This is a genomic window from Caballeronia sordidicola (assembly GCF_000729995.1).
Classification (GTDB): domain Bacteria; phylum Pseudomonadota; class Gammaproteobacteria; order Burkholderiales; family Burkholderiaceae; genus Caballeronia; species Caballeronia sordidicola_A.
This window is the reverse complement of record NZ_JNFG01000002.1, coordinates 155,962-178,445: the sequence shown is the minus strand read 5'-3', so window position 1 is coordinate 178,445 and position 22,484 is coordinate 155,962. Positions and strand designations below refer to the sequence as shown.

Annotated in this window: 25 protein-coding genes and 1 pseudogene; 11 read left to right on the top strand and 15 right to left on the bottom strand. The window is 58.5% G+C overall.

All coding sequences use genetic code 11. The features are described 5' to 3' along the window. Positions 1-873 precede the first annotated feature (873 nt). Positions 874-1,215 carry a hypothetical protein gene (locus FH08_RS0101805; protein WP_152602708.1) on the top strand — a complete coding sequence of 114 codons (342 nt, stop codon included), beginning with the start codon at positions 874-876 and terminating at the stop codon, positions 1,213-1,215. 106 nt (positions 1,216-1,321) lie between these two features. Here the strand turns inward: FH08_RS0101805 and FH08_RS0101800 are convergent, their stop codons facing one another. Together FH08_RS0101800 and FH08_RS52895 are read right to left on the bottom strand one after the other, a co-directional pair. After that, positions 1,322-2,932: a S10 family peptidase gene (locus tag FH08_RS0101800; protein ID WP_035565043.1), complete on the bottom strand. Its 1,611-nt coding sequence runs from the start codon at positions 2,930-2,932 to the stop codon at positions 1,322-1,324. Continuing rightward, positions 2,910-3,149, bottom strand: coding sequence for a hypothetical protein (locus tag FH08_RS52895; RefSeq protein ID WP_200878701.1), 240 nt, complete (start codon positions 3,147-3,149; stop codon positions 2,910-2,912). The genes FH08_RS0101800 and FH08_RS52895 overlap by 23 nt, the downstream gene beginning before the upstream one ends. Positions 3,150-3,667: 518 nt before the next feature. Between FH08_RS52895 and FH08_RS0101785 the strand changes: the two genes are divergently transcribed. Then, a complete protein-coding gene (locus tag FH08_RS0101785; RefSeq protein ID WP_031356667.1) occupies positions 3,668-4,354 on the top strand; it encodes a DUF4336 domain-containing protein in 687 nt (228 codons plus the stop codon). Between the two features lie 285 nt (positions 4,355-4,639). Here the strand turns inward: FH08_RS0101785 and FH08_RS0101780 are convergent, their stop codons facing one another. The 8 genes from FH08_RS0101780 to FH08_RS0101745 form a co-directional block, all read right to left on the bottom strand. Next, positions 4,640-5,644: a transketolase family protein gene (locus tag FH08_RS0101780; protein WP_031356666.1), complete on the bottom strand. Its 1,005-nt coding sequence runs from the start codon at positions 5,642-5,644 to the stop codon at positions 4,640-4,642. Continuing rightward, positions 5,641-6,483: a transketolase gene (locus tag FH08_RS0101775; RefSeq protein WP_031356665.1), complete on the bottom strand. Its 843-nt coding sequence runs from the start codon at positions 6,481-6,483 to the stop codon at positions 5,641-5,643. The genes FH08_RS0101780 and FH08_RS0101775 overlap by 4 nt, the downstream gene beginning before the upstream one ends. A gap of 44 nt (positions 6,484-6,527) precedes the next feature. Then, entirely contained in the window at positions 6,528-7,856 is a 1,329-nt protein-coding gene (locus FH08_RS0101770; protein WP_031356664.1) for an MFS transporter, read from the bottom strand. Positions 7,857-7,971: 115 nt separating this feature from the next. After that, positions 7,972-8,721, bottom strand: a complete 750-nt coding sequence (locus FH08_RS0101765; RefSeq protein WP_031356663.1) for an SDR family NAD(P)-dependent oxidoreductase — start codon at positions 8,719-8,721, stop codon at positions 7,972-7,974. A gap of 157 nt (positions 8,722-8,878) precedes the next feature. After that, the gene (locus tag FH08_RS0101760; RefSeq protein WP_031356662.1) at positions 8,879-9,775 is read right to left on the bottom strand and encodes a LysR substrate-binding domain-containing protein; all 897 of its coding nucleotides are present in this window, start codon (positions 9,773-9,775) and stop codon (positions 8,879-8,881) included. 79 nt (positions 9,776-9,854) lie between these two features. Beyond that, the gene (locus FH08_RS0101755; RefSeq protein WP_031356661.1) at positions 9,855-10,241 is read right to left on the bottom strand and encodes an ester cyclase; all 387 of its coding nucleotides are present in this window, start codon (positions 10,239-10,241) and stop codon (positions 9,855-9,857) included. Positions 10,242-10,297: 56 nt separating this feature from the next. Beyond that, positions 10,298-11,194, bottom strand: coding sequence for a LysR family transcriptional regulator (locus FH08_RS0101750; protein WP_031356660.1), 897 nt, complete (start codon positions 11,192-11,194; stop codon positions 10,298-10,300). Positions 11,195-11,315: 121 nt separating this feature from the next. Then, entirely contained in the window at positions 11,316-12,221 is a 906-nt protein-coding gene (locus FH08_RS0101745; RefSeq protein WP_031356659.1) for a LysR family transcriptional regulator, read from the bottom strand. Between the two features lie 131 nt (positions 12,222-12,352). On the opposite strand from FH08_RS0101745, the gene FH08_RS0101740 reads away from it, so the two are divergent. The 4 genes from FH08_RS0101740 (at position 12,353) to FH08_RS0101725 (ending at position 15,827) form a co-directional block, all read left to right on the top strand. Beyond that, complete coding sequence (locus FH08_RS0101740) at positions 12,353-13,336, top strand: aldo/keto reductase (protein WP_031356658.1); 984 nt, start codon at positions 12,353-12,355, stop codon at positions 13,334-13,336. Positions 13,337-13,532: 196 nt separating this feature from the next. After that, positions 13,533-14,774: a multidrug effflux MFS transporter gene (locus tag FH08_RS0101735; protein ID WP_268810814.1), complete on the top strand. Its 1,242-nt coding sequence runs from the start codon at positions 13,533-13,535 to the stop codon at positions 14,772-14,774. Beyond that, positions 14,771-15,517: an SDR family oxidoreductase gene (locus tag FH08_RS0101730; RefSeq protein ID WP_031356656.1), complete on the top strand. Its 747-nt coding sequence runs from the start codon at positions 14,771-14,773 to the stop codon at positions 15,515-15,517. Before FH08_RS0101735 ends, FH08_RS0101730 begins: the two co-directional genes overlap by 4 nt. A gap of 34 nt (positions 15,518-15,551) precedes the next feature. Further along, positions 15,552-15,827 carry a hypothetical protein gene (locus FH08_RS0101725; protein WP_031356655.1) on the top strand — a complete coding sequence of 92 codons (276 nt, stop codon included), beginning with the start codon at positions 15,552-15,554 and terminating at the stop codon, positions 15,825-15,827. Between the two features lie 64 nt (positions 15,828-15,891). Here the strand turns inward: FH08_RS0101725 and FH08_RS0101720 are convergent, their stop codons facing one another. Beyond that, entirely contained in the window at positions 15,892-16,197 is a 306-nt protein-coding gene (locus FH08_RS0101720) for a hypothetical protein (RefSeq protein ID WP_031356654.1), read from the bottom strand. A 301-nt stretch (positions 16,198-16,498) separates the two neighbouring features. Between FH08_RS0101720 and FH08_RS0101715 the strand changes: the two genes are divergently transcribed. Continuing rightward, a complete protein-coding gene (locus FH08_RS0101715; protein WP_031356653.1) occupies positions 16,499-16,963 on the top strand; it encodes a cupin domain-containing protein in 465 nt (154 codons plus the stop codon). A gap of 161 nt (positions 16,964-17,124) precedes the next feature. Here the strand turns inward: FH08_RS0101715 and FH08_RS0101710 are convergent, their stop codons facing one another. From FH08_RS0101710 to FH08_RS0101700, 3 genes and pseudogenes are all read right to left on the bottom strand, one after another. Then, positions 17,125-17,628, bottom strand: coding sequence for a cupin domain-containing protein (locus FH08_RS0101710; protein WP_031356652.1), 504 nt, complete (start codon positions 17,626-17,628; stop codon positions 17,125-17,127). A gap of 382 nt (positions 17,629-18,010) precedes the next feature. Then, positions 18,011-18,163, bottom strand: a pseudogene (locus tag FH08_RS50200) (pirin-like C-terminal cupin domain-containing protein); the annotation flags it as partial. Positions 18,164-18,219: 56 nt separating this feature from the next. Then, positions 18,220-18,675, bottom strand: coding sequence for a MarR family winged helix-turn-helix transcriptional regulator (locus FH08_RS0101700; RefSeq protein WP_051887636.1), 456 nt, complete (start codon positions 18,673-18,675; stop codon positions 18,220-18,222). 169 nt (positions 18,676-18,844) lie between these two features. Between FH08_RS0101700 and FH08_RS0101695 the strand changes: the two genes are divergently transcribed. The 4 genes from FH08_RS0101695 to FH08_RS54285 all read left to right on the top strand — a co-directional run bounded on the left by FH08_RS0101695 (position 18,845) and on the right by FH08_RS54285 (position 21,893). Next, the gene (locus tag FH08_RS0101695) at positions 18,845-19,735 is read left to right on the top strand and encodes a haloalkane dehalogenase (RefSeq protein ID WP_031356650.1); all 891 of its coding nucleotides are present in this window, start codon (positions 18,845-18,847) and stop codon (positions 19,733-19,735) included. Between the two features lie 283 nt (positions 19,736-20,018). Beyond that, positions 20,019-20,360 (top strand): hypothetical protein, encoded by a 342-nt coding sequence (locus FH08_RS0101690; protein WP_031356649.1) that lies wholly within the window; start codon positions 20,019-20,021, stop codon positions 20,358-20,360. Positions 20,361-20,414: 54 nt separating this feature from the next. Next, positions 20,415-21,290 (top strand): NmrA/HSCARG family protein, encoded by an 876-nt coding sequence (locus FH08_RS0101685; protein WP_081889325.1) that lies wholly within the window; start codon positions 20,415-20,417, stop codon positions 21,288-21,290. Positions 21,291-21,368: 78 nt separating this feature from the next. Continuing rightward, on the top strand, positions 21,369-21,893 hold the full coding sequence (locus tag FH08_RS54285) for an SRPBCC domain-containing protein (protein WP_075583275.1): 525 nt from the start codon (positions 21,369-21,371) through the stop codon (positions 21,891-21,893). Here FH08_RS54285 and FH08_RS0101680 read toward each other — a convergent pair. Then, positions 21,832-22,413, bottom strand: coding sequence for a DUF4142 domain-containing protein (locus tag FH08_RS0101680; protein ID WP_235210261.1), 582 nt, complete (start codon positions 22,411-22,413; stop codon positions 21,832-21,834). The two genes, FH08_RS54285 and FH08_RS0101680, sit on opposite strands and share 62 nt — an antisense overlap. Positions 22,414-22,484: the final 71 nt, after the last annotated feature.

The following is a 22,484-nucleotide window of genomic DNA, read 5'->3' as shown; positions in this document are numbered from 1 at the left end:
GCGTGATCAAAAAAACAGTGGTGCGGCAACAGTTCTCTTTTCCGCATCCAAACTGGCCGAAGTGCGGAAGCCCGGACGTCCCGACTCTATCGGCGCTGGAAAACAGCATACGCGTAAAAAGCTTGCGATGAATGGTGATCCGCGCTGACCGTCAAGCGAATGCCAGGCTCAACCGTAGACGAGAGCGTGCAAAATCTATGGCCCCCCCCATTTTTGCGACCCTCCGATTGCGAAGACGCTGAGTGCGCCCAGTGCGCACGCTGCGGCGACCATGCAAGTCGGATTGAAGCGGTCCATCAGCATGCCGCAAAGCACCGTCCCGGCACCACCAAGCGGGAGGAGCGCAGAAAGCAGTGCGGCGCAATGCGGACGCGCATTCGCGCGGATATCGCGACCGTCGCTCCTGACGTGTCCGGTACTCCAGTTTTATGTAATAGGCGACGCTCCACAAGCTTCCTGGCATTAACATCAAGGTCCGCTAGTCGGCTCTCCGACGCGAAAGTTCGCCAATCACCGTGTTGTCCAGGCAATTACCCCTTGACGATGATGGTAATGATGTCAGGAGCGAAACCCCGCCGCTTGATGAGCGTGTCTAAGAATCGAAAAGGAAGCTTCGATGACAACTCGTTGCGCGTCGTTCGATGCGTCGTTGTTCTTTGCATGAAGCGGCGGACCGTGCGTTATCGAGAGATTTGCATCCGATTGAAAGCATTCAAGGACCGTTCGTTTCACAATGCCATTGCCGATTAGTGTGAACTGGAAAAAAGCGATGAAACGATTTCTCGACGGTAGGCGTTGTATCCGGATACGTCCTTGTTAGGCGCTACTTACCTCATCAGGAAGGTGACGGGCCGGGTCGAGCGGAGCGCACGGATGTGGGCCATCCTCAGCGTCTTCACCACGATGGCGTGCGCACTGCTGCTTTCCCTCGGCACCCGCTCCCTTAACGAAGTCGGCTCAGCCAGATGGACCGAGCCGGGCATCCTTCATGTCCTTCTCGTCTTTGCCTTCATCGCTGCAATGTCGGGTTTCCATATCGTCCTCACCACTGCAACAAATGGAGTTGTGGCGCCATTCGTAGGCGCCACGGCTCTCTTGATCAGTTCGTTCATCGGGCTGGCGATGACGCACGGACGTTGGCATGCCCCAACACTTTGGCGCCGGGCATGGCGCATCTCAGGCTCCAGGGCAGCTTGCGATTCGATATGTTCATGATTGCCCCACTCGGCGTTGCCGCTATCAGTTTCCATTCAATAATGGCCCGCAGCGCCCCCTCTTGCCGGGCGCGAGTGCCTCGCGGTAGGTCGCTGCTGTCTGGGGCTCAGTACGGCGTGCGGCTCGAACGCCTGCGATATCGCGCAACCCCAGTGATTGCCGTCTGCTCGGGCTCAATCGCGGCCTTGATAGCGGCGACATGCGTTTGTGCCTCCCCATAGAATGACGAGAGGTCTGCCCTCATCGCAGTTCTCGATGCATTGTCAAGATAGACCATATGGCCCGACGGATAATTGTGGACCGTCAGGTTGCTTTCAATCTGCGCGCTGCCCAGCGGCATGTTCTGGAAATTGATCAAAGTCTGGAAGAATGGCGTCACAGAGTCGTAGTACCCGTTTGCCGAAAACACCCTCAGGTAGGGATTGACGGACATCGCGGCAGCCAGGTCTCCTGCCGTGTAGAGACTTCCGCCGCCCCCTCTTTGGGCTCCCGTTGGATCGATATGGCTGAAATCCCAATTGTCGAAGGCCAGGTCGTTGAGGTCCATGAACGGCGATATTGAGGTGTACTGCAATTCCTCGTTGAGGTAAACATTCCACATGGCTGTATAGACGCCGCCCACGGCAGCCATCGTGGGATCGTTGCCGCCCGAATCCGGCGCGACGAATTCGGCAATGCCCGTGTCTACCCCGGTAACACGGCCGTCATATGCGCCTACAGCGAGCCCGGCGTCCAGCAGCAGACTCGTCAGGAACACCGAACCATTTCCCAGTGAGGGATTGAGTTGCCAGTACTTGAGGACCATGGGCGGGATGCCGAGAATGTCACTCAGATACTGCAGAACCCCCGCATCGACGTTGGGAAAGGCGGCTAATGCATTCGCATACGGATCGCCTGCGAACGCTGCCACCTTCTCCATGAACTCTGGCAGATCGGTCGGCACCGGGGACAACGATACTTTCTGGTGGAACCAGGCGTCAGCGGCAAACGTTGGGAGAACTCCAATCGGGTTGCCCGCCTGCGAATAATCGAGAATCGACGACTGTAGAACGATCCCGTTCAAATCCACCCCGTCTTCGTGCAACATCCAGGTGAGCACACAGGTGCGCGGTGTTCCATAAGATTCCCCAAACAGATACTTAGGAGAGTTCCATCGATTGAAAACGGTTAGGTAACGTTTTATGAACTGCTTGATGCAGCTTGCATCCTCGTCAACACCCCAGAAATCCTTGTTGATGCCTGGTTCAACCGCTGTCGAATATCCCGTCCCCACGGGGTCGATAAACACCAGGTCGGTCTGATCGAGCAAACTGTCCTGGTTGTCTTCGAGCGCATAGGGAGCCGGCGGCGTGAAGCTCGGCATACTCGTCTTTATCCGCCTCGGTCCGAACGACCCTAGAAGCAGGAAAACCGACGACGAGCCTGGACCGCCGTTATAGAAAAAGGTGACAGGACGCGTGGACGGAGTCGAGCCATCGACGGTGAATGCCACGTAGAACAATTTAGCTCCTGGCCGTGAGCTATAGATATCGGTTGTCACAAGATGACCCGCTCGCGCCGTATAGGCAATCGACTTTCCGTCGAGCTGCAGCGTGTGATGAGTGATCGCAGCATTTTCGGTGACGTCGCTGATTGAATCGCCCGGACCGTATCCGTATGGTGTTGTGTCGAGAAGCGGTTGATCAGGTGGAGCGCTATTCCTTGCAGTTGCATTCATTGCAGATCTCCGTTTTCAGTTGGCCGCACACCCCCGGGGTTTCGACGTCGTCCTGTCCACGGTCTTGTGCGTCAATAGCGACAGGAAATGCATTGGGCGATGCGAGGATGAGCGCAAACATTCGATGCATCATGAACGCGGCGCGCACGCTGGCATAGGTGGAAAGTTCTGCTTTCCCGCTAACGAAAATCAATGGACTACCGGAAGCCGTGTCCACGTCGCCAGCCCTGCACCGTGATGAACATCGCTTCGATCTTGTGCATGTTGCAAAGTATAGGAAATTGCCGGTTGTTTCCAAGGAGCTTTCCCATGATCCGTGGTCTTCATCGAACAGACGGACAACGAGTCTCGAAAGCGGATTGTCGCCAGGGAGTAGCTTTCACGTAAATTGTTGTTTCATGTACTGCCCAGTCTTAGCGGTGCTTTATTGACACTCGCCCCTCAAGCCTCCGAAAACATTGCGCGCAGTACTTTTGATCGGCGCCACGCTGGTCGTCCTGCTCGATGTCCTTCCATAAGGGGTGGGTTTTGATGTCTAGATGCTTCAGGCCTGCTATCTTGACTTCGATACCTCTGTGTCCTAGCTTGAAGAAAGTCAATTGCCGTTACAGCACTGGATCCCGCTTCGTGATCGCGTTTCATCTGACGCCCTCAACGCGCTAACCTTCGTCAGGATCGCGTTGTCGAGTTTTTCAGATCAGGAGCCCGCGATGAGTCTGAACGGAGAGTCTCCCGATGCCGCAGCTAGAAAAGATTGCAGAAAACATCTGGATCGCATCGACAAGTCATGCCTTTCTCGGGCTACGCCTGGGCACACGGATGACTGTCGTTCGCCTGGCGGGCGGAGGATTGTGGCTGCATTCGCCGGTGACGATGACTGCTGAGCTGCGCAACGAACTGGACGCCATAGGCCCGGTCATTCACATCGTGTGCCCCAATCTGTATCATCATGTCTATGCTGGGGAAGCGGTTGTTGCCTATCCCCGGGCAATGCTGCATGGCCCGCGCGCCTTGCGACGAAAGCGCAAGGATTTGCCATTCGCCGCCGACCTTTCGGATACCCCGCATCCGGATTGGGCGCGCGACTTCATCCCCCTGACCATCCTTGGCTGCAAGCTCACGGAGACGGTGTTTTTTCACATACCGACCCGCACGCTCATCACCTCGGATCTCGTCGAAAATTTCCACTCATCGCCACATTGGCTGACCCGGGCATATCTCAAACTGTCCGGACTGCAAGGAAATATCACGTGGAGTCCGCCACTTCGCTTCCTCTACGACGATCGTAAATTGGCCCGTGATTCCATAGACCTCATATTGGAATGGCCGTTTGAGCGGATAGTGATCGCTCACGGGAACATAATCGTTGAGAATGCGCGCGAATCTGTCAAACGTGGCTTTGCGTGGCTGCAACCGCCCTGATAGTCGTTGGCGGGTGCTCCTTCATAATTTTGCGGTGTTCAATGGCTACGTCGCACATACAGACAATTGCAATCAAATCCATCCTTCGCATACCTAACGCAAGCCATTTTATCGACAGATTTCGCTCGCCCGAAATGGCAACCAACTCAACCGCCTTGTTCAACGAGCGTCAGAAAACGCGATCCACGGCCCTCTCCTCGTGGACAAGCGAAAGGCGAGTCACACCATCTTGAGGGCGCCCCCGGCGCGCCGAGGGGGGGTTGAAGTTTGAGGGAGCCCGCAGGCTCATCCAAGCCAGCCCTTGATGGTATTGGCCATGACGTTGGTCGAGATGCCATAGCGGTCATGCAAGGTCGGCAGCGCGCCCGCAGCGAGAAACTCATCGGGCAATGCGATCTGACGATACATCGGCGTGACGCCAGCTGTGAGCAACGTGGCCGCGACCGCTTCGCCAAGACCGCCGATCACGGAATGATTCTCGGCGACCACGACCATGCGGTCCGTGCGCCGCGCTTCACGCAGGATCGTCTCGGTATCGAGCGGCTTGATGGTCGGCACATGCAGCACGCCAACTCCGACGTTATCCTCTTGCAGCGCCTTCGCGACCTCCAGCGAACGCATGGTCATGATGCCCGACGAGATGATCAGCACCTCGGCGCCGTCACGCAGCAGCTTGGCTCGGCCAAGCTCGAACTGGTAGTCGTATTCGTCGAGCACGGCTGGGACATTGCCGCGCAGCAGGCGCGCATAGACCGGGCCGTTATGCGCGGCGATCGCGGGCACCATCTGCTCGGTATCGAGCGCGTCGCACGGATCGATGACCGTCATGTTCGGCATGGCACGCATGAGCGCAAGATCCTCGGCCGCCTGATGGCTCGGGCCGTAGCCGGTCGTTAAGCCCGGCAGTGCGCAGATGATCTTCACGTCGAGGTTGTCCTCGGCGATGGCCTGGTGCATGAAGTCATACGCGCGACGGGTTGCGAATACCGCATACGTCGTCACGAACGGCTGGGCGCCTTCATGCGCCAAACCGGCGGCCGCGCCCATCAGCAGTTGCTCGGCCATGCCCATCTGATAGTAGCGTTCAGGAAATTCCTTGCCGAAAATGTGCAGGTCGGTGTACTTGCCAAGGTCGGCAGTCATGCCGATCACGTTCTTCTTTTCGCGAGCGAGTTGGGCCAGCGCATGACCGAACGGCGCGGAGCGCGTGACTTGTCCTTCGCTCGCAATAGAGGCGATCATTGCCGAGGTCTTCAGACGCGGCTTCGTGGTGGTAGTGGTATTGCTCATGCTTGCCTCCCGGCTTCGAGTGCCGCAAGCGCCAGTTGCCACTCGTGGGCATCGACGCGGATAAAATGGTTCTTTTCCCGTTCTTCGAGGAACGGCACACCGCAGCCCATACGGGTATCGCACACAATGATTCGCGGCTGCGCCAACGGACAATTGCGCGCGGCATCGAAGGCCGCTTTCACGGCATCAATGTCGTTGCCGTCCACGCGTTGCGTGAACCAGCCAAATGCTTCAAGCTTCTGGACCAGCGGCTCGAACGCCATGATCTGCGACGAAGGACCATCGGCTTGCTGGTTGTTGACGTCGACCATCGCGATCAGGTTGTCGAGCTTCCAGTGAGCGGCCGACATAAGACCTTCCCAGATCGCGCCTTCATCGAGTTCGCCATCGGAGAAGAGCGTGTAGACGAAGGCGTCCGAACCCTTGCGCTTCAGTCCGAGGCAGCGGCCGACCGCAATCGTGAGACCGTGGCCGAGCGAGCCGCCGGACATCTCCATACCGGGCGTGTAGCTCGCCATGCCGGACATCGGCAAGCGGCTGTCGTCGCTGCCATAGGTCTCGAGTTCTTCCGGTGGCAGGAAACCGGCTTCGAACAGCGCCGCGTAAAGCGCGATCGCATAGTGGCCGTTGGACAAGAGGAAGCGGTCGCGGCCTTCCCACTCGGGGTTATCGGGCTGGTAGCGCATCGCGCCGAAGTAGGCAACCGCGAGTACATCGGCTATGTCGAGCGCCTGGCCGATGTAGCCCTGCCCCTGCACTTCGCCCATCAGCAAGGCGTTTCTGCGAATCCGATAGGCGCGCTCGGCGAGCGTCACCGCATCTGATGAAGGACTGTTCATGGTGTCTCCTTGATTTAAAAAGTGAGTCTTTGCAGCGGACGGTGTCAGCGATTGACGGATTTGGCCGGCACGAGGAAAACAAGCCCGGCGCCGATGACGATAGCGACGGAGATAAAGATGAGCCCCGCCGTCGACTTGCCGGTCAGGTCGTTCAACCAACCGACAATGGCCGGCGAGAAGAAGCCCGCGAGATTGGCGAAACAGTTCACCGCGGCGATACCCGCCGCGGCGGACATGCCGCCGAGGAGCGCGGTCGGCAGTGACCAGAACTGCGACGATGAAGCGAGAATGCCGGCGGCGGCCACACTGACACACACCAGCGACGCCCCCACTCCACCCAGCATCGGAAGCGTGGCAAAGCCTGCCGCCGATACGAGCATCGGGATCGCAAGATGCAAGCGCCGTTCACGATGACGGTCAGCGCTTGCGCCCACCAGCGGCAACGCGATGATCGCGCAGAGGTACGGGATGGCCGTGAAGATACCTACCCACAGCGGGTCGGCGACGCCCGACTTGCGGATGATCGTCGGCAGCCAGAACGTCAGGCCATACTGGCCGAGCACCACGCAGAAGTAGATGGCAGCCATCAACCACAGGCGACGGTCGCCGATGAAAGACCGGATGGATACATGAGCGATTTTGTGGGCGTTGTCGTTCGCCACGTTACGCGCAAGGAGCGCCTTCTCTTCTGCGGTGAGCCACTTGGCGGCTGCGATACCGTTATCGAGGTAGAGCAGGATGGCGATGCCAAGGAGCAACGAAGGCAGTGCTTCGAGCATGAACAGCCACTTCCAGCCGGCCAGGCCATGTACACCCTGGAATGCATGCAGGATGTAGCCGGACAACGGGCCGCCTACAATGCCGGCAAGCGGAATCGCCATGAAGAATAGGGACAGTGCCTTTGCGCGCCGCGCCGCGGGAAACCAGTAAGTCAGATACAGGATGACGCCTGGCGCGAACCCTGCCTCCGCCACACCCAGTAGAAAGCGGAGAATATAGAACGTCGTAGGCGACTTGACGAAGACGAAGCAGGCGGAAATAACCGCCCACGTCAGCATGATGCGAGCGAGCCAGTTTCGTGCGCCCACTTTATGCAACATGAGATTGCTCGGTATCTCGAAGAGGAAATAGCCGAGAAAGAAAATGCCGGCGCCCAAGCCATACACGGTTTCGCTGAATCGCAGGTCATTGAGCATTTGCAGTTTCGCGAAGCCCACGTTGACGCGGTCGAGATAAGCGCCCAGATAGCACAGCATCAGGAACGGTATCAATCGCCTTCCTACTTTCGCATACGTGTTTGATTCAAAGCTCGCCGAGTTGACGAACGACGCGACCTCGCCTGTCACTGACGGCGCAGTGGACTTCGCTTTCATGGGTTGTCTCCTGTCGGCCCGAGTTAGCGCGTGAGCGCTGCCTGCGGCCCTGTCGCCCCGGGGTTTTCCGCCGGGTGCATTGACTCATCTGCCGCGATCGCGGCGGATGTCCATCCTAGTGAATCAACATGCCGCCGTTGACGTCGAGCGTGATGCCGGTGAGGTACGCCGACAGATCGCTCGTTAGGAAGAGGCACGCGTTCGCGACGTCGGCTGCATCGCCGAGCCGGCCTAGTGGAATGCCTTTGATGATGTCGGTACGCATCTCGGGCGTGAGCTTGTCGCCCGTTATATCCGTCTGGATCAGCCCTGGCGTGATCGAGTTGACGCGGATGTTGTCAGCGCCGAGTTCACGTGCCATTGCGCGAGCGAGGCCGAGTACGCCTGCTTTGGCGGCGCTGTAATGAGGACCGCCGAAGATGCCGCCGCCGCGTTGCGCGGAAACCGACGACATGCAGACAATGCTGCCGCTCTTTTGCTCTCTCATTTGCGGAATGACCGCTTGCGACATGTAGAGCGTACCGCGCAGATTCACGCTGATGACCGCATCGAAATTGGCCGCTTGAATGTCCATTGTCTTCAACGGCTGGGTAATGCCCGCGTTGTTGATCAATCCATCGACACGGCCGTATTTTTCGATGACCGCCTTGGCTGCAGCAACGCATGCGTCCTTGTCGGTCACGTCGCAGGCGAGACCAAGGTGTTCTTCGCCGAGGTCACGCGCGGCGCTCTCCGCGTCCTCTTGGCGCAGGTCCAGAATCACCACTCGCGCGCCCTGTGCGGTAAGCGCTTTTGCGGTCGCTTTACCGATGCCACGCGGCGAGGCTGCACCGGTTACGATTACTACTTTGCTGTCGAGCAACATCTTTGTCTCCATTGATCGTGTTAGTTGGTAGACGCAGTGTCAGCGCTTCAACCATCTCGATCAATGCAGTCAAGCTCAGCTATTGCTGAAAAATTTTCAGGTGTCGGAATTGAGCTCTTGGGCATAACGCCGGGTGACGCCCCCAGTCTGGCGCGCCCTAGCGCTCCGCTGCGCCACGGCTGATCTCATGCTCGACCCAGGCCAGGAATTTAGCCACGCGCGGTAAATCCGCGTTCTGGGTTGGGTAAACCATATGATGAGCATCGACCTCCACCGCAAAGCTGCGATCGAAAACAGGCACGAGTGACCCTTTGCCGAGATGGACGGATGCAAGCATCGTGCTTTCGAGCGCGATGCCGTGTCCCAAAGCGGCGGCCTCAAGGGACATGTATGAGCGATCGAAGGAGAAGTCGAATGCCTGCCGGGACCCGGCGACGCCGAACTTGCCGAACCATTGCTTCCACTGCACGAGTGGAGTCTCCGAGAAAATCAGGCGCCGCTCGAGCAGGTCTTCGGGGGTGTGCACCGGAAATCTTCTCAGGTATTCCGGCGATGCCAGAGGCGCGATGAATTCATTGCGAAGCGTTTTAATCTCTCCATCGGTCCAATGCGCGTAGCCATGCCGTACATCGAGGTCATAGTAGCCCGAGGTAAACGACACATCTTCGTACGAGCACGCCAAATTCAATTGAATGTCGCCATTAGCTTCCTGGAACGACGCTAGCCGTGGCAGGAGCCACATCAGCCCGAAGCTTGGACTTGAGTGGATGCGAAGAATCTCGACGCCCGTCTGGCTCGATGCGCGCTCCGTCGCGCGGCTCAGATCGGCGAGCGATCCGGTGACCTCCGCCAAATATTGCTGACCGGTTGGCGTCATGACCAGCCCGCGGCCCAGTCTCGTGAACAAGGGTCTTCCAACCACGGATTCGAGGTTGGAGATCTGATGGCTAACCGCCGAGGGTGTTAACCCTAATTCATCAGCCGCCCGATTGACGCTTTTTGTCCGGGCGACACTCTCGAATGCGATGATCGCTTTTAGTGGTGGGATGCGCATTGTTCCTGGACGCTCTGATTGCGAACCGTGTTGCTTACCGGTGTACAACTTCGCTACGGGCTATTCGATATTTGTAGCACTAAAGCTGAGCTTCAATAGCCGCCTTATCTATCACTGACCATACCTGTTCGATCTTTCCTTCCTGAAACTGATAGAACACATTCTCTGTAAAGGAAACTTTCTTCCCGTTGACAGGCAGGCCAAGGAATTTTCCCTTTGGTGTACAGATGAAGCCCAGGCGGCTGGCTACGCAAGGCGGGTCGGAAATCAGTAGATGAATGTTGAAATAAAGGTCAGGGATTTCACTGAAGTCTCTCTCCAGCATGCCGCGATAACCTGATAAGCCGATCCGCTGATCGTTGTAGTACACGTCGTCATGAACGAACTGTCCCAGCTGCGGCCAGTCCTGCTTATTCAGGCAAGCAATGTAGCCTCGATAGACATTGGAGAGGTCGATCTTGTTCATGGCAATTGTCCTGTCCTTTTAGCTGAAATTCGCCACCGGCCGTTCACATCGTCATGCTAAGACGACCTGTACCGCAACGCTTCGATTAACACAGCCAGGGCTCGCGAAGACTGGCGGCGGCTCGGGTAATACAGGTGATAGCCTGGAAAGACCGGGCACCAGTCCTTGAGAACCGGCTTGAGCCGACCATCGGCAACATAGGGTTGCGACAGATCTTCCGGAATATACGCAAGGCCGCCGCCGGCAACCGCAGCATTGAGCATCTGGTTCGTTCCGTTGAAAACCCACTGACCGTCCACGCGCACCTTCACTTCGTGCCCTGCTTTTTTAAACTCCCAGGCGTACAAACCACCATAGGTTGGCAGCCGCAGATTGATGCAGTTGTGTCCCGTCAGGTCATGAGGCGTTTTCGGCCGCGTTCGTTTTGCAAAGTAGGCAGGCGCGCCGACGACCGCCATGCGCATGTCGGGTGAAATGCGCACAGCGATCATGTCCTTCGCCACCTGATCGCCGAGACGAACGCCAACGTCATACCGCTGCGCGACGATATCCGTCAACCCGAAGTCAACGATGATCTCCACCTTGATATCCGGATAGTCGAGCAGCAGTTCAACCAGCTTTGGCTGAAGTATGGTTGCCGCAGCATGTTCGTCCGTCGTGATGCGAATGGTGCCGGCGGGTTTATCCCGAAGCTCGCTCAACGCCGCCAGTTCCTCATCGATCTCGTCAAACCGCGGCCCCACGGTCGCAAGCAGTCGCTCGCCCGCAGGCGTGGGCGAGACGCTGCGCGTCGTCCGCGTGAGGAGGCGAAGCCCTAGCCTGGACTCGAGCCCGCGGATGGTGTGGCTCAGCGCCGATTGCGACACGCCAAGCTTGGCCGCCGCCCTGGTAAAGCTCTGCTCGCGCGCCACGGCGACGAACGCCAGCAAGTCGTTGAGGTTTTCGCGGGCCATTCATGAATCTCGCTCATAGCAGTTTGCCGATTCTACAGTCTAGTCACGTGCTCACGGAGCCAGTAAATTTAGTGCCGTAAGCAAATCGAAGCGGCATGAGGCGTGACCCGGATCGAATCTGCTACGGTTCCTGGCTCTTCACCCAGTCGCGCACGGCTTGCGCGAACAACCTGAGTGCTGCGGGCGGATGGCGGTTTGCAGGGTAGTAAAGGCACAGGCCAGGAAAGGCAGGACTCCACTCAGGAAGCAACTGGACCAGCCGGCCCGATGCCAGATGGTCGGCCACCTGGTAGTCCGGCACCCACGCAATGCCGATCCCGGCAAGCGCCGCCTCAACCATCAGATTGATATTGCCAAGCGTCATTGGACCATCGACGTCGATGCTGGCGGACTTGCCGCGATGTTCAAGGTCCCAGCGGTAGAGCGCGCCGCTTTCGAACCGGAAGCGGATGCAACGATGCTGCGCCAGATCGTCCGGCGTTTTGGGCGGCTCGTGGCGCGATAGATAGTCCGGCGATGCAACCGCGGCAAAGCGCATGTCGGGGCCGAACCGGATGGCGATCATGTCGCGCGGTACATCCTGAAGGACGCGGATGCCGGCATCGAAACCATCGGCCACGATATCAACGAGCCGCGTATCCACGACGAACTCCACGTGGATGCCAAGATATGAAGCGAGAAAGCCTGGAAGAACATGGCGGACGATGGGTTTCGCCGCCGACTCGGATGCGCTGATCCGGATCGAGCCCGAAGGCTGGTCGCGTGCAGACGCCACCTCGTTCACCGCACTCTCGAGCTCGGCCATGGCAGGTCCAACTCGCTGCAGGAGCTGCTCGCCGGCCTCGGTCAAGGCAACGGATCGCGTGGTGCGATTAAACAGGCGAACACCCAGCCGCCCCTCGAGACCGCGCATCGAATGGCTGAGCGCCGATGGCGACACGCCCAGCGTGCGCGCCGCCGCCCGGAAGCTTCGCTGCTCTGCAATTGCGACGAAAGCGGTGAGTTCGGATAGACCAGCACGTGACATAGATGAATTTTCCTCAACAGCCCGTGCAAGTCTAGCCGGATTGTTGAGCCTCATACAACAGCCTAAGCTTCGTGCCTATCGCGTCGTGTCTATCGAACGGCGGCTCGCGGCATTCTGAAAGGAGAAACACCATGCAAAAACGCAAACTGGGAAACAGCGGTCTTGAAGTGTCGGCAATCGGTCTTGGATGCATGGGCCTGAGCTTCGGCTATGGGCCGGCCACTGAAAAGTCGGATGGCATCAAACTGATCCGGACGGCCTTCGAGCACGGCGTCACATTCTTCGACACCGCCGAATGCTACGGTCCGTTCATCAACGAGGAACTGGTCGGCGAGGCACTGGCGCCATTTCGCGACCAGGTCGTGATCGCTACCAAGTTCGGCTTCCAGGACGGCGACTCGAAGAACCCCCTCGACAGCCGCCCTGAACGCATCCGTGCCGTCGCCGAGGCCTCGCTCAGGCGTTTGAAGACCGATCGTATCGACCTGTTCTATCAGCATCGTGTCGATCCGGGCGTGCCGGTTGAAGACGTAGCAGGCACGGTCAAGGACCTGATCCAGGAAGGCAAGGTCAAACACTTCGGCATGTCAGAAGCGAGCGCACAGTCGATCCGTCGCGCCCATGCCGTGCAGCCGGTGGCGGCGTTGCAGAGCGAGTATTCGCTGTGGTGGCGTGAGCCGGAAACCACCGTGCTGCCGACACTCGAGGAACTGGGTATTGGCTTCGTGCCATTCAGCCCGCTCGGCAAGGGCTTCCTGACCGGCGCCATCGACCAGAACACTACGTTCGACAAGACGGACTTCCGCAATGTCGTGCCGCGTTTCTCCGAGGAAAACCGCAAGGCCAACGCCGGCCTGGTCGATGTGCTCGGCCGGATTGCCGACGGCCGTGGCGCGACGCGGGCGCAGATCGCGATTGCGTGGCTTCTCGCGCAAAAGCCGTGGATAGCGCCTATCCCGGGTACGACCAAACTGCACCGGCTGGAAGAGAACGTCGGCGCGGCCGCTGTCGAACTGTCGGCCGGTGATTTGGCCGCGATTGAAGCGGCGCTGCAGCAGATCACCGTGGTGGGCGATCGTTACCCGGCGCATCTGCAAAAGCGCGTCGATCGCTGATTCAACCTTCGCTGCAATCCGCCGGGCGCACGAAGCTACGCTTCGTCGCGCCTTAGGAACAAGACCTCTACACATGTCATCTGATGATCAACCCTTTGCTCGTAGACCCGCGTCCGCCGCGGTGGTGACAGAACGCGCGGCACCACTCGGCGCCAGCCCTGCCGTGCAGCAAGACGCGGCTGAGCATCGCCTGCGGATCCTCGCGATCCTCAGCGTATTGATGGCCTTCGCTTCGATCTCGACGGACCTCTACCTGCCCGCACTTCCCGCGATGGCTATCGCCCTGCGCGCCAATGCCGGGACTGTTGAACTGACGATTTCAGGCTATCTCGTCGGTTTCAGCCTGGGCCAGCTTCTGTGGGGCCCTCTCAGCGATCGTTACGGACGCCGCTTGCCCATTGCCATCGGGCTTGTGCTGTTCATTGCCGGTTCCGCCGGCTGCGCGATATCGACGAATGCGCCGATGCTGGTTGGCTGGCGCGCGCTGCAAGCCGTGGGTGCGTGCGCGAGCGTGGTGCTCGCCCGCGCGATGGTGCGCGATCTCTACGCCGGACACCGGGCCGCGCAAATGATGTCGACCCTGATGACGGTGATGGCGATTGCGCCACTCGTTGGACCAAGCGCGGGCGGGCTGATCCTTCACGTCGCATCGTGGCGCGCCATTTTCTGGACGCTGGTGGGCGTGGGACTCGCCACACTCGCCGCGCTCCATGTCCTTCCTGAGACCTTGCCGCCTGAGCGGCGCAACCGTCAACCGCTGCACCGCGCGGCGGCGGGCTATGCCGAACTGCTCGGGCATCGACGCGTGCTCGGCTACGCGGGCGCGGGCGGGTTTTTCTATGGCGGCATCTATGCGTATATCGCCGGCACGCCGTCCGCCTACATCACCTACTACCATGTCTCGCCACAGTTCTACGGCCTGCTGTTCGGCGCGGGCATCGTAGGCATCATGCTGACGAACCAGATCAATTCAAGGCTCGTGATGAAGCTCGGCAGCGATCGCCTGATGCGGGCGGGCACCGTGGGCGCGGCGATAGCAGGCATCCTCCTTGCACTCGATGGATGGACCGGCCTGGGCGGGCTGAGCGGACTCGTCATTCCGCTCTTCCTGTTCATCTCCGCCACGGGGTTCATCGTCGCGAATTCGATTGCCGGTGCACTCGGCAGCTTCCCTGAGCGCGCGGGTGCAATGTCGGCGCTGATCGGCGCGATCCAGTACGGCACCGGCATCACGGGCTCGGCGCTCGTCGGGCTCTTCGCCGATGGCACCCCGTGGCCAATGGGCTGCGTCATCGCGCTGATGAGCATCGGCAGTCTGCTGTGCGCAATGCTTCTCGTACCGGTTGCCGCGGCCTCCTCTGGCGAAGCAAAGGCGACCGGCCAGGAAAATCACGCGGCCTTGAACAAGACCGCACCAATTGAGGGAATGACACCATGAGCAATAACATCGAAGGAAAAGTTGTGGTGATTACCGGCGCGAGCAGCGGACTGGGCGAAGCGACCGCCCGGCATCTAAGCGCGCAGGGCGCACATGTCGTGCTCGGCGCACGGCGCGTGGAGCGCATTCAGTCGCTCGCCGATGAACTGAGCCGTGGCGGCGCAAAAGCCGTCGCGGTGGCAACCGACGTAACCCGCTTCGACGACGTCAAGCAACTGGTCGATACCGCCGTGCAAACCTTCGGGCGCATCGACGTCATGATCAACAACGCAGGGCTGATGCCTCACTCGCCGCTCGAACGCGTGAAGGTCGACGACTGGAACCGCACGATCGATGTCAATCTCAAGGGCGTGCTGTATGGCATTGGCGCGGCTTTGCCGTATATGAAGCAACAGAAGAGCGGCCAGATCATCAACGTGTCGTCCGTGGCCGGTCACAAGGTCCGGCCCGGCAGCGCGGTTTATGCCGCCACCAAAGCTGCGGTGCTGATGCTGTCTGAAGGCTTGCGTCAGGAGGTGAAGGCCTACGACATTCGCACGACCGTGATCTCGCCGGGCGCGGTGGATACGGAACTGCCGAACAGCATCACCGAGCCGGATGTGGCCGACAACGTCAGCAAGTTCTACGAACAAAACGCGATCCCTGCTGAGTCATTTGCGAGGGCGGTCGCCTTCGCGATCAGCCAGCCGCCGGAAGTCGATGTGAACGAGATCCTGTTCCGGCCGACGCGTCAGGAGCTTTGATCGTCGAGCCAGCGAGCATGCGGAGGAAAACGCATTGCTCGACTTTGGGCATAACCTTGTGAACGCGGCTGAGCGTGTCGTCGACCTGCTGCCGAAGCAGGATTTTCAGGTAAGCGAAAATTTCGTTGCGACGCCAGGCGGCAAAGCGTTCACCGAGCCATCAGGTAAAATAACTGATCAGTTATACGAATCGATTAACTGCGACGCGAGACACGGAGGATCGCTATGGCGGCTAATCGACCCTTCTCCGCCGCTCGCGTTTCCTGATGCAGAACGGCAGCTCTCCGAGCTCAAGTGGTCATCTGAGTAGGGCGGCCGAAGCGGGGGGCAGCACGGCATGCTGTTAGCGTCACTCACACGCCGTGCCGCGCTCCCTACTTCCACTTCGAGCCAAGCGTTTCAAGTCCAGCTTTCTTGAGGTCTTCTGCCACCATCACCACGCGAAACTCGCAGTCGGCGTTGAACGTAAGAAACCACGGTTCCGCGAATTTTGGAATCTGCGACGGCTCCTCAAGGTTCACGACGAAGATTGCTCCGCGTGTTCCGTTCTGCTCGGTAAAGTAGGCGGCTTCCGGTTTCATCTCTGCGAGAATCCTCTCGATTAACTCTCCGATGGAGCCATCGCGCACAAAAGCGTTGAATGGCTCGTGAGGTATTCGTATGTTGAGAAGCATGCGCATAGTCTTCCTCCTTGATTGTGTCCGAATGGACTCTTCAAGAATAGGAGTTTGTCGCGTTATTAACTGTGGCTATTCAACAAACCAGCAAAGAGCAATTTGGGGCGTTCACATGCGTTGCTGAGCGGCCCACGCACCAGCGTTCCCCGGAGAGATGCAAGTTTTGTTCACCGCTGCGCACTCAGGTGTTGTCCCGGTTACGAAGCGCCGGTTTGTGGTGTGACAATCGATCAGCGACTCAGCATCCCAATGGGTGCCGTTGCGCTTCCCATCAATCGCCGGCTCAACCGAAATGGAACAGAACATGCATCGCCACATCTATCTTGCGGCTATTCCCGCTGCCTTTGTTGCCGGCCTGTTTGTGTCTCACCTGAGCACGCCGGCTCAAGCCCAGACGCCAAATGGCAAGCTCACGGCGCAAATCATAGACCTGATGGCGCTGACCGATGCTGATATTGGCGCACAGGTTCCGAACATGGGGACCTTGCGTTCAAAGGGCCTGGTAGTAACATCTAACGGAACCATTGCGGTGCAGACAGGCAACGTGCCGAAGCATACGCATATGGGCTCCGACGAAATCCAGTACGTGATCTCGGGAAGTGGCACTTTCTGGCTGGGAGACGAGCAGCGCCAGATTCACCCCGGGGACCTGATCATTATCCCAAAGGGGACGGCACATGCCGGGTCCGAGCCTACCAGTGGGGAGTTCAAGGTTCTATCGATCAAATTGCCGCCGCAAGCCTCGGGCGACATGCAAATGGTACCGTGAGACGCGAGGCAGATCCCGGACTTGGCCGCGGTACTAAAAACTGACACGATTGCTTCGCGGCAAAGCTCACCAACGCACGTCTCCAAAGCGGTCGTTCGGGGGCCTCACTCAGAGTTCGTGCGCCAAGCTTCGTGAAGGTTATTCATGGCCGCACGTCAGACTTACGGTTCGTCTTCCCAGTAATCAAGGGAATTACCTTTTCGCTGAACAACGCGCAGGGGTACTTCCTCCTTGCCGCGAACGATCGCCTGATACTTCCCTGAGTCCGGGTATTCGACGACTTCCGGGTCCTGTCGTGTGCTGATCGAGAGGTATTTGAGCGGCGCTTCCGATGAATTAATGATCTGATGCGGATATTCAGGGCCTGGAGGAATGAAAATTACATCGCCGGCTCTGATCGGAATCAGCTCGTCCGCAACCCGCAGCGTTCCATCCCCTTCGAGGACAACGAACATTTCCTCTTGCGCATGGTGAAAGTGATACGGACATGACCGCTTTCCCGCAGCGACAATATCAACTGATGCGCCGAGGTGTTTCGCCGCTGTATCCGTTCCGAGCCGCGCACTGAGCGTCTCATATAGAGGCAAGCGAACTTCCGCCGTCTTCTCAATGTCGTTAAAATTTCGTACGAGCTTCCTAACAAGTTCATCGGCCTTCGCGCTCATGCACTCTCCATAACAACATTGATCGGCTTGGTTCGAATACCGCATCAAGAATTATTTCGGGCCGGCCCTCCGTCAAGACGAAAGACTGCTTTCCGCCGACCGGCTTTCCATTCCTTCGTTGCGGGTTTTCAATATCTAGCGATTGTCGGCGATCCAAGCGCTGGTGTCCAAGGACCGAAGCTGGCCGGTCTCAACCTGACGGCGATCGGCAGTACTCGACCCTCCACTGCGGTTCGCCTTTCTCGAAAGCAGTCATTCAGATTATGCAAAACAGCGTACGGTGCACTCTTTTGCAGTGTAGCCACCGCGGAGCCACCGAGATCATGCATATGCCGCGGCGCGATGTCTTCGCCACCGCGCCAGACAGGCCATCGACGCTAGCTTAATGGGCAATCTCACCGAATTTACCGCTATTCAAGTCCGCGTTAGCTTCGACGACTTCGGCCTCTGTATTCATCACGAATGGTCCGTGCTCGACGATCGGCTCGTTGATCGGCTCGTTGATCGGTTTGCCGCTGGGCAGCAAGAGGGCCGCAATGCGCATGCGCCCCTACTCCCTTTTGCGGCGGTACCAGAACCCGCCTCACGTTTTCAGCGCGTGCGCATTTCCTCAAGAGCGGCGGCAAGCTCCAGGAGATCCCGCCGCAACCGCGATACTCTCGATTTGCCAAGCTTCGCGAGAGCAACGGACTGCAGTTCCCGTCTCACCTCCGCAGACGCCGCGTGTAAGGCGACCCCGCGCTTTGTCAGGCGCACGATCTTGGCGCGTGTGTCGGTTGAGTCAGGTACCTGCTCGACATAGCCGCGTGTTTCCAGTTCCCGAACCAGCTGACTCATAGCCTGTTTGGTGATTCCGGCTCGCTGCGCCAGGGTGCTGGGACGGGCGCCGGTCGCATCCAACAGCGGCATGAGGCTCGAGAAGGCGGGCGTCACGTCGTTGAATCCACAACTAGCAACCTTGGCCATCATGGTGGCGGTCAAGGCGCGGCCGGCGGCAGCCAGGGCCGGTGCAAAGTTGTCTTCCTTTTCTTCCTTTGAGTTACTCACGAGCGTCTATGCCGTCACAGATTAAATTATCATCAAGATTCTTGACTATATAGTCAATGTACTTTACCTTCTGTCGTCAAGGTAGTTTACCAGATCGCGGCCGCGATGGCGCCGTCGCGGCCGCGCGCTTGCTTTGAAGATTGCCAAAACCTTTTGACAGGAGTCAAACATGACAGCCTCCGATCCACATCCAAGAAAGCGTGTAGCAGTCCTTGACACTGAGATAAGCTATGTAGACGTGGGCGAAGGCGAGCCCATAGTTTTCCTGCACGGCAATCCGACGTCTTCGTACCTTTGGCGGAACATCATTGCGCACGTCAGCGACATTGGACGGTGTCTTGCTCCAGACTTGGTCGGCATGGGCCAATCGGGCAAGTCGCCTACCTACTCCTACCGCTTCGTCGATCATGCCCGCTACCTCGACGCCTGGTTCGACGCCATGAACTTGAGCAAGGCCATCCTGGTCGTCCATGACTGGGGCTCCGCGCTCGGTTTTCACCGCGCTTACCGCCATCCGGATCAAATCGCGGCGATCGCTTACATGGAAGCACTTGTCCAGCCGTTCGGCTGGGATAATTTCGGCGAAGCAGCAGGCATTTTTCGCGCGCTTCGATCGAGCGAAGGCGAACACCTCGTTCTGGACCAGAACTTCTTCGTCGAAAAGGTACTGCCAGGGGCGATCATTCGGACCCTTGGCGAGGAGGAGATGGAGGCCTATCGCGCTCCTTTCGCCGAGCGCGAAGCACGGCTACCGACGTTGATTTGGCCGCGACAAGCCTCCATCGACGGCGAACCCGAGGACGTGACGTCGATCATCCGGGCATATGCCACATGGCTTAGCCAAAGCGAGATGCCGAAACTGTTCGTCGCCGGCGAACCCGGAGCGGTCATCTCGGCGGGCAGCGCAAACCAGCGGTTCTGCCGGACCTTGAAAAACCAGCGCGAGGTCACCGTAAAGGGACGCCACTTCCTGCAGGAGGATTCGCCCAACGAGATCGGTGCCGCACTGAGACAGTTCGTCGTCGAAACGCGCCACCAGGCGCATGGCCAAGCCAGCTAACTTTTAACAATATCGGAGAAAAACATGAGTGTTTTAGTCACGGGCGCCACCGGCAACGTCGGCTCGGTTGTTGTCAACCAACGGGGACGGCCCCGTATCGAACGCCGCCGGACTTGAGCGTTTGCGCCAACGTCTTGGCCGCAGCCCGAGCTCGTCTAGTGACTTCGTGCTTGAGTGCGCCAAGCTGTGGAGCGCGGATTCCAACTAACGAGGCTGAGGCGCTGTACGTCCGCATCTGTGCCTCGCTTGCCAACCCCCAAGCCTAGGTTGTGAGGATAACAAAATGAGAATCACACGCCATCGATACAAGGTGAAGCCGGAGTACGTTGCGCAGAACAGGCAAAACCTTGACGAGTTCATCGCAGCGCTGACGGCGGCTTCGGTGCCTGGCCTTTCCTATCGGATATTCCTTGAAGAGGACGGGCAAACCTTTCTTCACCTGGTGACCTCTCAAGACGATCCGTCTGCAGTCGTCACCGGCCTTCCATCGTTCAAGAAGTTTCGATCGGAATTGTTGGCGAGCGCCCCTGTCGTAAGTCCAGACCAGGTGGGCATGTCGCTCGTGGCGACAAGTGGAGATTCGTATAGGCAGGCGCCTGACCGGTCACCGTCTTCAGTCTTCTGATCGGAGATCTCTTGCGGTGTTCCGACACGCTTCCCTCAGTACATTCAAGAAGGTATGAAATCGATGTCTAATGAAAACGTGGTGCTTGTTACTGGTGGAACCGGCAGTCAGGGCGGTGCGACCGTCACTCATTTGTTGGCGGCGAAAAAGCTTCGCGTGAGGGTTCTGACGCGAAACTTGGAATCGCCGAAGGCCAAGAGCCTGGCCGCGCGTGGCGTGGAGCTAGTCAAGGGTGACTTCGACGACGAGGCTTCGCTTATGACGGCGTTGGCAGGCGTCTCCGCTGCGTTTTCGGTGCAGCAATGGACGGAAAAGGGTGGAACCGCGGCGGAGGAGCTACACGGGAAGCGGTTTGCCGATGCGGTAAAGGCATCGGGCAGCCCTCATCTCGTCTACTCATCGGCGGAGGGGGTCGAGCGTAAAAGCGGCCTCCACCACTACGAGAGCAAATGGGCTATCGAGCAACACATCCGTAATCTAAAACTCCCGGCGACGATTCTGCGTCCGGTCGGTTTCATGGATGCGTTTGGCGCCCCAGCGATGCAGCGCGGAATGTTCCTCGGAATGTTCAGAGCGAACTTTGGACTTTCACACCGCGTCCAATTCGTGGCCACCTATGACATCGGTTGGTTTGCCGCGCGTGCGCTCGAAGAGCCAGAGCGCTACGCCGGACGCGTTATCCCGCTCGCCGGGGACGAGTTGAGCGTCGGCGACATAATCAAGACCTTCAAGACCGTCACCGGGCACAAGGCTTGGGTGGCGCCGATTCCCACCTTTCTGGCCAAGAAGATGATGCCAAAGGAGTTCTTGGACATGTTCACCTGGATTCGCGAACAGGGCTTCAAAGCGAACATTGCCCAGGTGCGGCAAGAATATCCGCAGCTACTAACATTTGCCAGTTGGGTAAAGAAATACTCTGACGAACACTGACCGACGACCGTGTTTTAGGCTTGCCGCGCGGCAGCGCATGACCATCACGGCAGCTAGCGCGGGCTTTCGCGCATTAGTATGTTTCAACGTTCGGAGGAGAGTTTGACGAAGCCCGCACGAACTCCAGACCCGCGTATCACTTGGCCCGCCGAGCACGCACCCGCGTCGGCGATGGTGTTCGCGCAAAATATCGTCGATATTGAAGCTTCTCCTGAAACGGTCTGGTCGCAGCTCGTCGATTGCGTTGCGTGGCCGCAGTGGTACAAGCATTGCTCGGACGTCTCCACACTCCGCGGAGGCTCGCGATTGAACCCCGGATCGAAGTTTCGATTTAAGACGCTAGGCTTTTATTTTGAGCCTGAAGTCGTCACGTTCGAACCGCATCGAATGCTCGTTTGGTCGGCGAAGGGGCCCGCTGGAACGAGCGGCTCACACGCTTGGTACATCGAGCCGAGTCCGCGCGGCTGTCGCGTCATCACAGAAGAGTCACAGATCGGCTTGTTTCTTTTCTTTCTGCGTGCGCGTACGCGCGACCGGCTTCTTACGTCGCACGAAGAATGGCTTCGTTCTCTAAAGGAACGTGCGGAAGCTCGAAGAGATTAGACCCTATCGCCAACTTCAATCGTTGAGCTTGGTCGAGATGAAGAATGAAGAACGGGCGAAATCGGACCAGGAGCATCTTCAGTTCCGCGCTCGTCGCGGACCGAATGAAGGTGTCCACAGCTTTGACCAACTGCTGAAGGTAGGTGACCTCGCGATCAAGGTACGCTTCGTCGAATCCGCGCGTTTCGACTTCGTTGAGTCTCGCCAGATCGTCAACGCTCTGATTCGTTAGTGCGTCGCTCGTCGCACTTCGTTGCAGGGTTGCTGCCAGTCTCTGCGTGAGTGCGATGATCTCCTGATTGACCTGCCCATGCTCCGCCACTATCCGCCTTGCTAAGGCCTGCACGCTCCTGGACTGGGTTCTGCGCAACGCTGACTCTCCTGCTGCAATTTCCGCCTGATTCGCCACGAAAACGACGCCAGCAATTTGTGCATCGGTCAGATGCTCCCCCTGCCCATACGCGTGACTCATCCATGCGAGAACGAACAGCAGCACCGTGGCAGTGCGTTTGGCTTGCACTCTCCCCTCCATGTGACGTCGTCCTTGAGCGTTCGCCAGTGCGCGTAATGCGGATGGTGCAGCGCTCGTCG

Coding starts and splice junctions, on each gene's coding strand:
- FH08_RS0101805 (WP_152602708.1), top strand. CDS start 874: ATGTGGGCCATCCTCAGCGTCTTCACCACGATGGCGTGCGCACTGCTG.
- FH08_RS0101800 (WP_035565043.1), bottom strand. CDS start 2,932: ATGAATGCAACTGCAAGGAATAGCGCTCCACCTGATCAACCGCTTCTC.
- FH08_RS0101785 (WP_031356667.1), top strand. CDS start 3,668: ATGCCGCAGCTAGAAAAGATTGCAGAAAACATCTGGATCGCATCGACA.
- FH08_RS0101780 (WP_031356666.1), bottom strand. CDS start 5,644: ATGAGCAATACCACTACCACCACGAAGCCGCGTCTGAAGACCTCGGCA.
- FH08_RS0101775 (WP_031356665.1), bottom strand. CDS start 6,483: ATGAACAGTCCTTCATCAGATGCGGTGACGCTCGCCGAGCGCGCCTAT.
- FH08_RS0101770 (WP_031356664.1), bottom strand. CDS start 7,856: ATGAAAGCGAAGTCCACTGCGCCGTCAGTGACAGGCGAGGTCGCGTCG.
- FH08_RS0101765 (WP_031356663.1), bottom strand. CDS start 8,721: ATGTTGCTCGACAGCAAAGTAGTAATCGTAACCGGTGCAGCCTCGCCG.
- FH08_RS0101760 (WP_031356662.1), bottom strand. CDS start 9,775: ATGCGCATCCCACCACTAAAAGCGATCATCGCATTCGAGAGTGTCGCC.
- FH08_RS0101755 (WP_031356661.1), bottom strand. CDS start 10,241: ATGAACAAGATCGACCTCTCCAATGTCTATCGAGGCTACATTGCTTGC.
- FH08_RS0101750 (WP_031356660.1), bottom strand. CDS start 11,194: ATGGCCCGCGAAAACCTCAACGACTTGCTGGCGTTCGTCGCCGTGGCG.
- FH08_RS0101745 (WP_031356659.1), bottom strand. CDS start 12,221: ATGTCACGTGCTGGTCTATCCGAACTCACCGCTTTCGTCGCAATTGCA.
- FH08_RS0101740 (WP_031356658.1), top strand. CDS start 12,353: ATGCAAAAACGCAAACTGGGAAACAGCGGTCTTGAAGTGTCGGCAATC.
- FH08_RS0101730 (WP_031356656.1), top strand. CDS start 14,771: ATGAGCAATAACATCGAAGGAAAAGTTGTGGTGATTACCGGCGCGAGC.
- FH08_RS0101720 (WP_031356654.1), bottom strand. CDS start 16,197: ATGCGCATGCTTCTCAACATACGAATACCTCACGAGCCATTCAACGCT.
- FH08_RS0101715 (WP_031356653.1), top strand. CDS start 16,499: ATGCATCGCCACATCTATCTTGCGGCTATTCCCGCTGCCTTTGTTGCC.
- FH08_RS0101710 (WP_031356652.1), bottom strand. CDS start 17,628: ATGAGCGCGAAGGCCGATGAACTTGTTAGGAAGCTCGTACGAAATTTT.
- FH08_RS0101695 (WP_031356650.1), top strand. CDS start 18,845: ATGACAGCCTCCGATCCACATCCAAGAAAGCGTGTAGCAGTCCTTGAC.
- FH08_RS0101690 (WP_031356649.1), top strand. CDS start 20,019: ATGAGAATCACACGCCATCGATACAAGGTGAAGCCGGAGTACGTTGCG.
- FH08_RS0101685 (WP_081889325.1), top strand. CDS start 20,415: ATGAAATCGATGTCTAATGAAAACGTGGTGCTTGTTACTGGTGGAACC.
- FH08_RS54285 (WP_075583275.1), top strand. CDS start 21,369: ATGTTTCAACGTTCGGAGGAGAGTTTGACGAAGCCCGCACGAACTCCA.